Source organism: Paenibacillus sp. FSL L8-0158, from assembly GCF_038592965.1.
GTDB lineage: Bacteria > Bacillota > Bacilli > Paenibacillales > Paenibacillaceae > Paenibacillus > Paenibacillus polymyxa_D.
In genome coordinates, this window is the sequence record NZ_CP151949.1 from 3,458,399 (window position 1) to 3,472,603 (window position 14,205).

Sequence of the window (14,205 nt, forward strand, 5' to 3'; positions counted from 1 at the left end):
AGCTCAGAAAGGATTGAGTCTCACCTCTCTCCACTGTTTATCATTCATTGTTAGCTTGATGATCCGCATTTTTTTTGAAAAAAACCCGTTTCCATGCCTCCGGTCCACCCGGAACGCGCCATATGCGGTAAGATAAGATGAGCATGGAGAACATTAAATAGCCGAGCGATACGTTTGCTTCACAGTTCAAAGTGGTGGTAAAACGCAAGCGATCCACCCAATAGGGCACAACATACAGCTTAGGGGTACAATCCATGCGTACAAAGCTTGAAGCATAACCGATCAAGGTTGTTTTTAATCCCCACAAAATACCAGTTGAGGTAGCTGTATATGCCGCGTCAGCAAGACTAATGTTGGTAGACCATTCCATTTTGGACATCGTCACATGTGCCAATGTATGTCGCAACCATCTATTAAAGGATTTCGTTCCCTTGAGCAAAACCCGTATATCATGTATAAATTGCTTGATTTTTTCTGTATCAATATTACCGCTATCCACGGAAGCATCCGTTTTATGTATGTTTTTGTTGCGATCAAGCCGATAGAGAAGCCCTTTTTTCAACCCTGTTATGAGAATGGCCGGCACATCGTAATTCATTTTTATCATCCCGTATAGAAATCTGATCTCTAGATGCGCCCGATCATCATTGTCATGTTTGGCAATATCCAGCTTCAATCGAATACGAGAGAGCAGAACTGCCAGTACAAGTAATATAACGACGATGATGGCGATACTGATCCATTTCCACACTGGCGTGTCCTCCCTACCTTTTGCTTTAGAATATCATGGCAAAAATAGTATGACCGTTCGCCGGAAAATCATGCATCTTAAAATACCAACAGCCAGCCCCCAACTATATGAGGACTGGCTGTCTGTTTGAACTTTTACATAAGTGAGCCGGAAGATCCGGAGCAACTTTATTGGGAATCAAGATCCAGATCGTTGGCCGCAGGCTGGCTGCTCTCCAAACGCTCGAACAATAATTGAGTCTCTTCCTCCAAATTGTCCGAATTCTCGAATAGCTCCGGTTGCGGTAAATCTGCCAGAGAGCCCAGACCGAAATAATCCAAAAATGATTTCGTCGTTCCGTACAATATCGGCCGTCCGATGGCTTCCGCTCGACCTTTCTCTTCAATGAGCTCCTTGTTGACCAGTGTATGTATGGCCCGCTCGGATTTAACACCCCGAATCTCTTCGATTTCAACTCTTGTAATGGGCTGGCGGTAGGCCACAATGGCCAGCGTCTCCAAAGCAGCTTGAGACAGTGAGGCACGTGCCGGAGAGTATGCGAGCTTTTCAAAGTAAGGTGCATGTTCGGATAAAGTTGCAAGCTGATAATGACCGGCAATACGGACAAGTTGCAGGCCTCTACCCCCCTGCTCCATGTCCTGCTTCATATCTTCCAGGCACTGTTCAACCAGCTCTTGCTGCTGCTCTACAATGTCGGCGATCTGCTTGGTGGACAACCCTTCCTCTCCTGCTAGAAACAGCAGTCCCTCAATAATTGATTTCAGCTTCAGATAATCCATTAACCCGTAAATCCCCTCTCCACTCCATTACAATATCATCGAAAAGCTTCTCCTGATAACAGAAAATTTGTTTCATTTTCATCAGTTCAAGGATAGCCAGAAAGGTCACAACCACTTCATGCCGATACATATCCTCATGCATCAGCTTGGAGAACAGCAACCGTCCTCCATTCCCCACCATCTCTAAAGCCCCGATAACTTGCCGGATACGATCCTTGACTGAAATTTCGTCCCGATGAACACGGGTTACCGTCGTACGTCGTTCTGCTTTGCGCAAAGCACGCTGAAAGGCTGCGACCAAATCGCTTGCGTGCAGCCCATGCACCGGATTTACGGGTTCAGTGGGCAGAAATGCACTCAGATCTTCTGGCTCTTTGCCATAAATTAGACTCCGCTCCCACTCACGTTCACTTAGATGGCGAGCAATCCCTTTATATTTACGATACTCCACCAGCTTGCGGACCAGTTCCTCACGTGGATCATAATCCTCTTCCTCATAAAAATCCAAATCGTCATATTCCATCACAGGTGGCTTGGGAAGCAACAATTTACTCTTAATGGATAAGAGTGTCGCCGCCATCACCAGAAACTCGCTCGTAATGTCCAGTTCCAGCTCCTGCATACTGTGCAAAAAAGCCATATACTGATCAGTAATATCGCTAATCGGGATATCCTGAATGTCGATCTCGGCTTTATCAATCAGATGCAACAGTAGATCCAGCGGACCCTCGAATGTTTCCAGCTTGTAGTTTACGACTGTCAATGTGCTTCCCCCTGCCTTACTCCAATCATCATTCAACAATACCTTTCCCTATAGCACTTATGCTTTACGTTATCAATCCCTCTTTCTGTAGTATATACGTCATCGCCTTGCTTAACAATCCAATCCCTTTTTTCCCCTTGCAGTTTATACCGTTCTATTCAGCTATTCCTATCATTAAAATTGCTTGCCGAGATTGGCCATTTCAATCGCAGCCAGTGCAGAATCCCAACCTTTATTACCAGCCTTCGTACCTGCTCGTTCAATAGCCTGTTCAATGTTTTCTGTAGTCACTACCCCAAAAATAACGGGTACTCCCGTTTTCAGGCTGCTCGCTGCCACACCCTTGGCCACTTCATTGCAGACGATATCATAATGTGAAGTAGAACCACGGATGACCGTACCCAGCGTAATTACGGCATCATATTTGCCGCTTGCAGCCATTTTTTGTGCAATCAGTGAAATTTCAAATGCACCCGGAACCCAGGCTACATCAATTTCATCTTCCTGTGCACCATGTCGTTGAAGTGCGTCAATTGCACCGCTTAACAGCTTGCTCGTAATAAACTCATTAAATCTGCCCACCACAATACCATATTTTAAACCGTTCGATACAAGATTACCTTCTAGAAAACGTGCCATAATTAATCAACCTCTCTTAATTTAAATTATTTACAATGACAAACGACGACGGTAGTCCACCAAATCCTGAATACTGATCAGCTTCAATTGATGTCGCTTAGCGACCACTGCCAGATCAGGCAGGCGGGCCATCGAGCCATCTTCCTTTATAATTTCACAAATGACTCCAGCAGGCTTGAAGCCACTGAGTCGAGCCAGATCAACAGCCGCTTCCGTGTGACCAGCACGCTGCAAGACACCCCCATCGCGAGCAATCAGCGGGAACATGTGACCAGGCTTGCGGAAATCACTTCCTGTCACTGCTTCGTCTGCCAAGGCGCGTACAGTCAAGGAGCGCTCGGCCGCTGAAATCCCCGTCGTTGTCTCCATATGATCTACCGATACCGTAAAGGCAGTACCGTGGAAATCTGTATTTTGCTCTACCATAGGATGCAATTCCAAGGCCTCGGCTCTTTGTCGTGTGATCGGCACACAGACCAAACCGCGACCTTCTGTAATCATGAAATTAATGACCTCAGGCGACGCTTTTTCAGCCAAAGCGATAAAATCACCTTCATTTTCGCGCTGTTCATCATCCACTACAATAACGACTTTACCGTTTTTTAAGTCCTCCAACGCTTCTTCGATGGAATCCAAACGAATCTCTTCGTCATGTTCCAACTCGCCATGCTCTATGACGTTTGCCATTGTACTTGTTTGGCTACCTCTATCCATAACACTTTCCTCCTTATGTCTTGTGCCACGAATGCTCCTAAACAGGTTTACCATTCAATATCAGGCAAAGCCGTGTTTCGCCAAATAGTCCAAACTGAGAGGAGCTTTTTCTACTCTCGCCGCCTCCGCTGCACCTCTGTAATTTAAAAGCTGTTCTACATATTTGCCCAAAATATCGCATTCGATATTGATGGTATCCCCCTCACGTTTGGCTTGTAAGGCCGTTTCGGATAAGGTGTGGGGAATAATGGATACGGCAAAGGTATCCCCTGTACGCTGTGCGACTGTGAGGCTTATACCATCAATTGTGATTGACCCTTTGAGAAGAATATATTTAAATAATGTTTGATTTTTAGGCTCAATTTCATACACCACTGCATTCTGGTCTGATGTCACCCCGCGAATCGTTCCCGTCCCGTCCACATGTCCTTGCACGATATGTCCTCCGAACCTTCCACTCGCGCCCATCGCTCGCTCCAGATTGACTCGGCTGCCGGATCTCAACTCTTTCAGATTACTGCTGCGAAAGGTTTCCGGCATCACATCAACCTTAAAGTCTTTCGTACCGATCTGTATCGCCGTCAGGCAAACGCCATTCACTGAGACACTGTCTCCTATTTTTAAATCGCCCAACACCACGGAACCCGAAATCCCCAGCACCATCGCTTCACCGCTTTTGGAAATCGTTTGAATGCGACCCACTTCCTCGACCAATCCGGTAAACATGCCTTCACTCCTTTCCACTACATTTCAGTTTATCCCTAATTCATCAGCTATAAGCGCAAAAAACCCCCAGTTCGGATTCAATCCGTCATGGGGGTGATGAGAGTCACATTTATAGTATACAAGCGCAGTTCATATGCATCTTAAGACGACATGAAATCATAGGTTTGCCAATAGAAAGCATGACTGAGGATACAACCAAATACGCTCAGAACACCCATCAAAAAGAAAGCTTAAGCAAGCTATCGCCCGATGCCGTCCTACAACGCAATAAGCCGTACGCACAATTGGGTATGCTAAAAATCGGCACATGTCACGTCATGCACATGCGCTTCGTATCCTTCTCCCATCCAGACTATACTGTCGGTCCCGGATTTGCACCAGGTCCACCTTCTGCTGATCATTCAGCATCCGGGTCACGGACTAAGCCATGCTGTTTCTCAACAAAACGATCCACAAACATGTCATCACCGCCGGTGGGGAATTTCGCCCCGCCCCGAAGGATCTTGCTCTTATTTAATTGAATTAACATTAAACTTGTTACGTATATTAGCACCGACTTCTAAAAAAAGCAAGTTATCTAATAGAAGCTCCTGCTTTGGTTTTGACGTATTGGCTGGAGAGTTCTTCAAACCAGGTTTTATCATTCATATGAAGCGCCAAGTCAATCAGATCGGCCAGTTCCTCGACTCCCAGCTCTGTTGCATGATCAAAGGTAATTACGGCTGAAGCAACCGGGCCTCGCCCTTCCTCAGAACATGCTTCATAATCCAGTCGCACATCAACATGTCCGTCAATAAACTCGCATTTTAGAAAATAAATAATTTCGCACATTAAAATGGGGCGTACTTGTGTTTCTAACACGCAATCCATCACCTTGGCAGAATAATGCTGGTTCGTCAGCGTGAATTTGTGTTCTGTCGCTGCCAGCGAGGCCCGTCCAAAATCATCCGTAAACTTGAGTTCCACTGGCTTGATGTTCATAACCTTAGGGATCTGTTTCTTTATAATTTCGATTATTTCAACTGTATTCAGCTTAATCATTACCTGCACCTCATTGCATCTTAAAATTCAGAAGAAAACTTTTTAACGTGCCTCTTATAGGCCTCCACTCCTATATCGGAAATCATTACCTGTTTTTTTATGCTTCAACCCATAAACGACAAAAAAGATTCTTTGCGCAATAAGCGCAAAGAATCTTGATCAAACCACTACAGTAACAGCGGCTAACAATGTTAATTGATGATTATGCAAAAAACGGAATTATAGCTCTGAAATTTCATGTTTCTTTTTCAGGATAGTCCAACGACGCTCAATCTCCTGCTCAAAGGTAGCCAGTGTAGCTTCCTCCTTGAGTAGATGCTTCGTTTTACCCATTAATTTTAACCATTCTGCAGCTGGGATTCGTTTTCCTTTGTCTTCCGGATTGTACGTAATCGTCGTATTGCCTTGCTCTATTTCGTACAAAGGAAAGAAACAGGACTCGACTGCGGCGCCCACAATGCTGGTGCCCAGTCTGTCTTCGGATTTCCAATTCAGCGGGCAGGCGCACAGGATTTTACCATAGGCCGTACCCACGTTGTTCGCATACCATTGAGCCTTGGCTGCTTTGCGCAGCATATCCTGCGGATGACTTTCAGCTGCGGTAAAAGCATACGGAATGTTACAAGCCGCCATGATTTGCACGGTATCCTTGTGATGCCCCTGCTTTCCTTTTTGCATTTTCCCTACACCCGACGTACTGGTCATGTGACCGAGCGGAGTAGAGTAAGATTGCTGTGAACCTGTATTCATGTACCCCTCGTTATCATATTCCAGCATGATCAGCTTATGATTACGCAGAGCCGCACCAATCGCAGAACCCATACCAATATCCATCCCACCGTCACCACTAATCATGATAAAGGTCGGATCGTCCGACATCTCAATTTCATTACGCCGCTTCATTTCCATGTAAGCTTCCAGCGCTCCTGAAAGGGTAGCGGCCCCGTTTTGAAAAAGATTGTGGATCATCGGTTGTTTGTGTGATGTATATGGATACCCTGTCGTCGTCACATATACGCAGCCTGTCTGGAACAGCACGACAATATCCCCTTCAATACCTTTGAAAAACAGTTCCAGCGCAGACAATGCCCCACATCCTGGACAAGCTCCGTGGCCTGGTGAAAGACGCCGTGGTTTGGTTGTCAACGACCGCAGAGGTGGTACCTTGACCTTGAGCTTCCCGGTCTCCTCGTCCGGCGTAACCTGAATCAGACCCGTACGGTAATCATTACCACGTGGCGGCTGCATAACTTGCGGCATTACCTTGTCCGGTGAACCCGGATTAATTCCGTAATAATCAAAGGGCTTCTCTACTCGTCCGGCCTCTGCCGCCTCGATTGCAAGCTGGAAGAACGCCTCTGCATCTTCTGCATAAAAATCTTTGCCGCCCAAGCCAAAGATACGGCTCAACACAAGTGTCCGATTCAGCGGGTCCTCCTGCAAGGCCGCTTTAATTTCATGCGTTAAATTACCGCCGTCCGCCCCATACGAATCTGCACGTTCACCTACCAGCAACGCCTTGACATTGCGTAATGCTTCCCGCAGTTGTGCGGCTGGGAACGGTCGGATGATGTTCGGACGTATCACACCAGCTTTAATTCCGCGTGCGCGGAGTTGATCCGCCACATCCTTGGCCGATTCAGCCGCTGAATTCAACAGAAATACCGCAACCTCAGCATCCTCCATTTGATACAGATCTAAAATCGGGTATTCCCGACCGGATAAAGCGGCATATTCTGCTGCTACCTGCTCATATACTCCTTCTGACAGCTTCAGTGCTTCGGACAGCTGAACATGATTATTCGTCAGGTCATCGCCGTTCATATGGGCGCCCACAGTAACAGGATGATCAAAATCCGTAATATTCGGATAATTTAAGTTCGGGTTAGGACCTACAAAACCGCGCACGGTCTCAGCATCGGCAAAATATTGCACTTTACGTTTTTGATGGGACGTATAAAAACCGTCATATGCAACCATTACAGGCAGCCGAACATCGCTGTGCTCTGCAATTTTTAGTGCCATAATGTTCATATCATACACAGCCTGTGGTGTACTTGCCGTCAAAATGACCCAGCCTGTATTCAAACCATAGTACAGATCCGAATGATCTCCGCGAATATCCAGAGGACCACTGACAGCTCGTGTCACCAGATTCATAACCATAGGAAAACGGGTACCTGACTGAACAGGTAACTGCTCCAGCATGTACAGGAAACCTTGCGAACTAGTGGCGTTCACAACCCTCGCTCCCGCTGCGGCGGCTCCATAACAAATCCCTGCCGATCCGTGTTCTCCGTCTGCTGCAACCAGCTTAATATTATGCTGACCTCTCGTTCTCATCTGATCTAGATACTGCGCTACCTCGGTAGATGGAGTAATCGGGAAATATCCCATCATATGATAATTAATCTGCGCAGCCGCCGTAGCTGCCATTTCATTACCGGATTCGAACGTTGTCACTTGCGCGGCGCCTGTCTGTTTGAGTTCTTCCTCCAGTTTTGCCATTACGCACGCCCTCCTTCATATACCGGAAATTGGTGGGCAACTCGATTCTGTTCCGCCCATCCCCATTGCTCGCGACGCGAGCTTAATGCCCCCGATGGGCAAATATCTACGCATTTCAGACATCCTTTGCAATACTGGTAATCAATCCCTTGCAAAAATGGCATCATTCTTCCGCGTTTGTCTGCTTGCTCTTCCCATACAAAACAATAATCCGGGCAAATCGAATCACATTTGGCACAATGGGTACATTTATCAGCTTCATATTCAGGCACATACCCCTGACGTGAACCACTAACATCTCTCGTTATGCTGTTTCCCTGAGTTGCAATAACGCCCCCCAGTAATTGCGTTTCGTATCCCATCAATGGCTGCGGACGTTCAAAAACACGATCCTGCGCGTCATCAGTAACAGGATATACCTGCAGTTCCATTTCATCATAACCTCGGTTAAACGTACGCAGATTAGGTTCCACTAACAGTGGATTTTTCTTTTCAAAGGTACTGCGTATAACCGATCTCATCGCTTCCGGGTCCAGGAAATCACAGACACGGAACAAGGCACCGAGCATGGACGTATTTAGTTTGGTTCGCTCTTCCAGTGCGATGCCCATCGCATCCACCACCGCTAATGTACCGGATACCAGTCCCAAATCAGCCCGTATTTCTTCTGCTGGACGCGTGGAATTAACCACTACAATCCCATCCGCTGGCAGTCCGCTGATTACATTTACCGTTTTGTATAACGTTTCATGGAAAATGCCTACCACATGCGGTTGCTCAATCGGACTGTGATCCCGAATATCGACTTCTGGCTCACAGAAACGGATGAAACTTTTAACCGGAGTTCCCTTTTTTTCCGAACCGTAGGACGAAAAATTTGAAGCATTCAGCCCCAGACCAAGCACCCCGGTTTCGGCCAACATTTTGCCAGCCAGATTAGCGCCGAGTCCACCAATGGATTCCAGCCGGATTTCAAAAAATCCGAGTCGATTTGTGCTCGTTAAAATAGACAATGTGATAAGCCCCCTTCTTTTCCAATCCTTAACGAGTTTGAATACTCATATAAAAAAAATTGGAAATTGCATTCTTATGAAAAGGCTATCACAACACTTACTTTTCGAATGTGATCTTACGCACTGTAATGCCTACGTCATTGCGAAAATCAATAAACCGTCAAACAAAAGACAACAAAAGCCGCCCTGTCCAAAGACAGAACGGCTTAGGTGCAACGCTATTTAAAAAAGATCATGTAATTAACGGTAAAATTACACGTCAAATACTTTAACCTCTTTCATTTTGTCGCCTTGTTTTACAGCATCAATGAATTCCATACCTTTGGTTACTTTACCAAATACAGTATGTACTCCATCTAAATGTGGTTGTGGAGCGTAGCAGATAAAGAATTGGCTGCCACCTGTGTTGCGACCTGCATGAGCCATGGACAGAACGCCTTTGGCATGCTTTGTTGTATTCGTAGCTGTTTCACAGTCAATCGTGTAACCAGGACCGCCTGTACCGTTACCGATCGGACAACCACCTTGAGCAACAAAGCCAGGAATGACACGGTGGAAGCTCAAACCGTTGTAGTAACCGCTGTTTGCCAGCTTTTCAAAGTTAGCAACAGTGTTTGGAGCTTCTTCTGGGAAAAAGTCAATTTCGACGATACCGCCGTTTTCAAGATCTATTCTACCTTTTTTCATTGTTTGTATCTCCTTTTCAACCTGTTTTGAGAACTAAATAACATCAAGTTCCAGTTTACTATGAATTGCCGCGCTTAGCAAAGTCTTGTCCAAAAAAAGGGCCATTGTCTCCGGTATATTATTACCGGCTCAATGGCCTGCTTGATCTTACAATGCTAAAATCAGGACGAAACCGTAATCTTGGCGTTGGGCTGAACCGCGGGACTGGCTTGATCACGAATCAAGCGCTGTGGCACAACATCGTTGCGTACGATATCTTCGTAGGTTTCCCGACGCACCACCAACTCGGCCTCACCGTTGTTGACAAATACAACTGCTGGTCGACGTATTCGGTTATAATTACTCGCCATGGAGTAATTGTAGGCTCCGGTTGAGGCAACAGCGAGCAAGTCGCCGCTATTTATACGAGGCAGTTCTACATCCCAAATAAGCATATCGCCGCTTTCGCAGCATTTGCCCGCAATGGACACCGTCTCTTCGTTCGTATCCTGCGCTCGATTAGCCAGCATCGCTTCATACTTGGCCTGATACAGTGCAGGGCGTGGATTATCTGTCATCCCACCATCTACCGAGACATATTTACGTACTTGCGGAATATCCTTGATGCTTCCTACCGTATATAAGGTCGTGCCTGAATCGCCTACAATGCTGCGTCCCGGCTCAATCCAAATTTCTGGAAGTTCGTCGTAAAGTCCTGAAAAATAAGTTTTCACTGCTTCGCCGATAGCCTGCACATAGGTGGAAACTTTCAGCGGTGTGTCCTCCTCTGTGTAGCGAATGCCAAATCCCCCACCCAGATTAATCACTTTGAAAGAAAACTGAAGCTGTTCCTTAATTTCTCTGGAAAAAGCTGCAACCCGTTCAGCAGCCATTTGGAAGCCATTCACTTCGAATATTTGCGAACCAATATGAGAATGTACCCCCAGCAGGTTAAGATGATCTAGCTTGATAGCCTGTTCCACTGCTTGGCGTGCTGTACCGTTCCCAATGTCAAAGCCAAATTTCGAATCTTCTTGACCTGTGGCCATATATTCATGCGTGTGCGCCTCAACCCCTGGTGTAACCCGCAGTAAGATATTCACCTGCTGTTCTTTCTCAGAGGCAAGGGCCTGCAACAAATGCAACTCCATTTCGCTATCGACGACGAAGCAACCAATTTGCGCATCTAACGCCATTTCAATTTCTTCCGGTGTTTTGTTATTGCCGTGAAAATGGATTCGCTCTGCCGGGAATCCTGCTTGTAGCGCAGTAAATAATTCTCCACTGGAAACTACGTCAAGCGACATCCCTTCTTCAGCAGCTAAAGCACACATCGCCATAACACAAAACGCTTTGCTTGCATAAGCAACTTGAAATTTCAACCCAGTTTCACGAAAAGCTTCTATGAATTCCCGGCAACGCCGGCGGACTAACTGTTCGTCAACAATATATAGCGGCGTGCCAAAACGCTCTTTCAAAAGCGTTGTATCACAACCGCCGATCTCCAAATGTCCATTGCTGTTAATTTTACTGCTTCCATGCAAATACATGTTCTGGCGCCTCTCTTTCTGGAACAAGCTAGTCATATTCCATCGAATGTTTACACCAGTATAGCAAAAAATACATCAAGAACAATGGATTTTTATGCAGATCATTTATATTAATGCTCCTGTCCATTGCCTGAGTTCGAATCTGTGTCGGCATCCGTATGGGGCATACGCGTATTGTCCCTCGTTTTGTTAGATGACGGGCGGTTAGGCGCATCTAGTACAGGCATACGGAACAAGATGGAAGCTAACGCTTTGGCATTAAAAGGAATGAACGGCCACAAATACGAAGAATTATATGACCGATGCAGCGTCAGCATCAAAATGATCAGTGTCGTACCCACGACAAAGCCCGGTACGTGAAAAATTGCAACAGCAACCAACAGAAATAGTCGAATTAGTCTATTTGCCAGCCCCAGCTCGTAGCTCGGTGTTGCGAACATTCCTATGGCAGCGACAGCCATATACAGCACAACCTCATTCACGAAAAGCCCCGTCTGAACCGCTATGTCACCGATCATAATGGCTGCGATCAAGCCCATAGCGGAAGCCAGTGGTGTCGGAGTATGCACAGCCGCCATTCGCATAAGATCGACCCCTAGTTCCACGATGATAAACTGTACAATCAGCGGAAGATGTGCTTCCTTTTGAGGACCGATAAAATCGAGAAACGCTGGTTTTAATTCGGGATTGATGACCATTAGCAGCCACATCGGAAGCAGGAACATTGAGGCGAATATGCCTAAAAAACGTACCCAGCGCAAATAACTTCCCATAAAAGCCGTTTGCCGATTTTCTTCTGCATGCTGACACAAGTCAAAAAAAGTGGTAGGCAAGATCATCACGCTGGGTGAGGTATCGACGAAAATAACGAGTCTTCCTTCCATAATATGCGATGCCACGACATCTGGTCGCTCCGAATATCGTACTAATGGATATGGATTCCAACCTTTATTGATAATCGTCTCCTCTAATTGCTTATCGGCCAGCGGAATACCATCCAAATTAACATTTTTAATTTTGTCTCGTACAGTATCCACCATCACCTTATCCACAATATCGTCAATGTAACCCAAGCATACGTCTGTTCGGGTTCGGCGTCCGACCTGCATAGCCTCAAATTTAAGTCCTGGGTCCCGCAAACGCCGGCGCACCAAACCTACATTTGTAAGCATCGTTTCGGTAAACCCATCGCGGGCACCGCGCACAACCCGCTCCAAAGAAGGTTCCTCCGGACTACGCACCGGATAATTACGGGTATCCAGAATAAGGGAAAAACGCTCGCCTTCCATGAAAAAGGCACTCATCCCCGTCAGTACCTTGTTAATGACGACTGACATCTTATCTGTCTTCTCCACCTGAATATGTGGAATAAAGTTTTCGAAATACGCTTGTAATCCATCCGAAGAGAGATTATCCGGCGTCAGATAGGTGAGCCGCTTTAGCACTTCAAGCATAATTTGATCCTTCGCAAAGGTATTTAGGAACAGATATCCGGTATGACGCCCTCCCAGTGTCATTTCCCTGAATACGACATCAAAGGTCTCCCCCAAACCTAATACTGTTTCAAGTGTATTCTTGTTATCTTTCATCCTCGGCGATATATTATCTTCGGCCTGCCAGTAGCGAACGGACTCCTCTACGTTATCAGATCGCTCACTCTCTTTCTTGTGTTTAAAACGTGCAGATTCCTGCGCCTGCTTTTCCTGCCATGGACTCAACTTTTCTTCGCCAGTATGATATTCCCTTCCAATTACCCCGTCTTCTTGATGCTGCTCCCGATGCCCTTGACCCGCTCTGTGATCCATATTCCTTGCCCCCTTCGCTTTCGTTGTTAACGGTTGTATACAAACCAGTCAAATAAGGAACCCGTCACCTTGCCAAGCACCATTGCCATTAGCAGACCGAGCATATACACGGTCATGTGGAGTCGCTTGGCGAGTATAGGCAGGAGATTTAATACCTCCGTTAAAGCCGCGGCGAGCAAACCAATAAACACTCCGCAAAATAACCCAGGTATCCATGTAAATATGCCCGGTAGTGGCAAGCAAATGTTCCAAAAATCGACCACAGTCCCCAGTACTGAACCTACAATCATTGCCTTTTCGTATGCACGTGATTTTTTATACGTACGGGTGAGTTGTGCTAATCGTGGCATGATATCCAGCACAATAAAAAAAGCAATTACACCGCTACCCACCGCAAGGCCCCCAGCAATACCTAAAACAATCTGAAGTGCAGCCTGTACAAATATCATGGTTTCTTATCCTTTGTCTGCAGACGAGCCATCTTTTCATATTCCTCTGCCACAACATACTGATCCACATTTTCCTGGTACAGATACATTTCCACCTCCAGCGGTGTCGGCTCCTCGTTCCAATTTTTCTTGAACAAGTGATTAAAAAAAACGATCATGCCAAAGCCTATGCCGATCGAGTAAGCAATTTGAAACAGGTACGGATGCTCATCCTTATGTCCCGTAATCATCTCTACAATCCGAACCTGTACTTCCATCATGCTAACGTCGGCATGAAAATTCATAATTGTCAGCGCAGAGCCAAAAAACAGAAGCACCCATACCAAAACAAACAATATTTTGGACGGCTTACGGGGTTTCTCCACAAGTTCGACAAGTACATGCGGCTTCCCAAGAGATTCAACTACGACCCCCGGAATATGATCTCTAATTTTTGCTATGATCTGCAGCATGTCTATCAGTATCAGATTACCGTCCTGGTGCTGCGGCCGCTTGAGAACAAGCTCAAGCAGTTCCTTTTCCCATTCAGGATTAGTCAGCAGATTGGCTACATCACCCAAATGTAAATCCTGCCCTTGTATCATGCGGACACGGCTGCGGAGCCGCAAGTAGACAATAGGAGCTACTGTAGGAGCCGGAGTATGAGTCATCCGATCCCCTCCTTATCCTCGTAATTATCGATTAGTATGGAGCGAAGCAAGGAAACCTATTCTGTATATTGTCTTTTATTCCACACAAAAAAGAGTATCCCCGGCCATTAAAATGGCTTTGGAATACCCTTTATGATTACGTAAGCATAAG

At 46.2% G+C, this 14,205-nt stretch carries 14 protein-coding genes and 1 riboswitch; all 14 genes read right to left on the reverse strand.

The genetic code is table 11. The features are described 5' to 3' along the window. Window positions 1–40: 40 nt before the first annotated feature. Window positions 41–751 carry a DUF2953 domain-containing protein gene (locus NSQ68_RS15080; RefSeq protein ID WP_342426415.1) on the reverse strand — a complete coding sequence of 237 codons (711 nt, stop codon included), beginning with the start codon at window positions 749–751 and terminating at the stop codon, window positions 41–43. A 167-nt stretch (window positions 752–918) separates the two neighbouring features. Then, the gene (gene scpB, locus NSQ68_RS15085; protein WP_342426416.1) at window positions 919–1,530 is read right to left on the reverse strand and encodes an SMC-Scp complex subunit ScpB; all 612 of its coding nucleotides are present in this window, start codon (window positions 1,528–1,530) and stop codon (window positions 919–921) included. Continuing rightward, complete coding sequence (locus NSQ68_RS15090) at window positions 1,499–2,293, reverse strand: segregation/condensation protein A (RefSeq protein ID WP_029517304.1); 795 nt, start codon at window positions 2,291–2,293, stop codon at window positions 1,499–1,501. The genes scpB and NSQ68_RS15090 overlap by 32 nt, the downstream gene beginning before the upstream one ends. 174 nt (window positions 2,294–2,467) lie before the next feature. Next, the gene (gene ribE / locus NSQ68_RS15095) at window positions 2,468–2,932 is read right to left on the reverse strand and encodes a 6,7-dimethyl-8-ribityllumazine synthase (RefSeq protein ID WP_023989205.1); all 465 of its coding nucleotides are present in this window, start codon (window positions 2,930–2,932) and stop codon (window positions 2,468–2,470) included. A gap of 30 nt (window positions 2,933–2,962) precedes the next feature. Then, the gene (gene ribB, locus NSQ68_RS15100) at window positions 2,963–3,646 is read right to left on the reverse strand and encodes a 3,4-dihydroxy-2-butanone-4-phosphate synthase (protein ID WP_342426417.1); all 684 of its coding nucleotides are present in this window, start codon (window positions 3,644–3,646) and stop codon (window positions 2,963–2,965) included. A 60-nt stretch (window positions 3,647–3,706) separates the two neighbouring features. Then, window positions 3,707–4,372, reverse strand: coding sequence for a riboflavin synthase (ribE, locus tag NSQ68_RS15105; RefSeq protein ID WP_342426418.1), 666 nt, complete (start codon window positions 4,370–4,372; stop codon window positions 3,707–3,709). Window positions 4,373–4,703: 331 nt separating this feature from the next. After that, window positions 4,704–4,877, reverse strand: a riboswitch (FMN riboswitch). A 68-nt stretch (window positions 4,878–4,945) separates the two neighbouring features. Continuing rightward, window positions 4,946–5,413: an IDEAL domain-containing protein gene (locus NSQ68_RS15110; RefSeq protein WP_013310772.1), complete on the reverse strand. Its 468-nt coding sequence runs from the start codon at window positions 5,411–5,413 to the stop codon at window positions 4,946–4,948. Between the two features lie 219 nt (window positions 5,414–5,632). Continuing rightward, on the reverse strand, window positions 5,633–7,921 hold the full coding sequence (locus tag NSQ68_RS15115) for a thiamine pyrophosphate-dependent enzyme (RefSeq protein ID WP_342426419.1): 2,289 nt from the start codon (window positions 7,919–7,921) through the stop codon (window positions 5,633–5,635). Further along, the gene (locus tag NSQ68_RS15120; RefSeq protein WP_342426420.1) at window positions 7,921–8,934 is read right to left on the reverse strand and encodes a 2-oxoacid:acceptor oxidoreductase family protein; all 1,014 of its coding nucleotides are present in this window, start codon (window positions 8,932–8,934) and stop codon (window positions 7,921–7,923) included. The genes NSQ68_RS15115 and NSQ68_RS15120 overlap by 1 nt, the downstream gene beginning before the upstream one ends. A gap of 252 nt (window positions 8,935–9,186) precedes the next feature. Then, window positions 9,187–9,621 carry a peptidylprolyl isomerase gene (locus NSQ68_RS15125; protein ID WP_013310775.1) on the reverse strand — a complete coding sequence of 145 codons (435 nt, stop codon included), beginning with the start codon at window positions 9,619–9,621 and terminating at the stop codon, window positions 9,187–9,189. Between the two features lie 161 nt (window positions 9,622–9,782). Further along, window positions 9,783–11,150, reverse strand: coding sequence for a diaminopimelate decarboxylase (gene lysA, locus NSQ68_RS15130; protein WP_311078601.1), 1,368 nt, complete (start codon window positions 11,148–11,150; stop codon window positions 9,783–9,785). 110 nt (window positions 11,151–11,260) lie between these two features. Continuing rightward, complete coding sequence (locus NSQ68_RS15135) at window positions 11,261–12,955, reverse strand: spore germination protein (protein WP_342426421.1); 1,695 nt, start codon at window positions 12,953–12,955, stop codon at window positions 11,261–11,263. Between the two features lie 26 nt (window positions 12,956–12,981). After that, window positions 12,982–13,404, reverse strand: coding sequence for a stage V sporulation protein AB (locus NSQ68_RS15140; protein ID WP_342426422.1), 423 nt, complete (start codon window positions 13,402–13,404; stop codon window positions 12,982–12,984). Continuing rightward, a complete protein-coding gene (locus NSQ68_RS15145) occupies window positions 13,401–14,054 on the reverse strand; it encodes a stage V sporulation protein AA (RefSeq protein WP_307346260.1) in 654 nt (217 codons plus the stop codon). Before NSQ68_RS15145 ends, NSQ68_RS15140 begins: the two co-directional genes overlap by 4 nt. Between the last annotated feature and the right edge of the window lie 151 nt (window positions 14,055–14,205).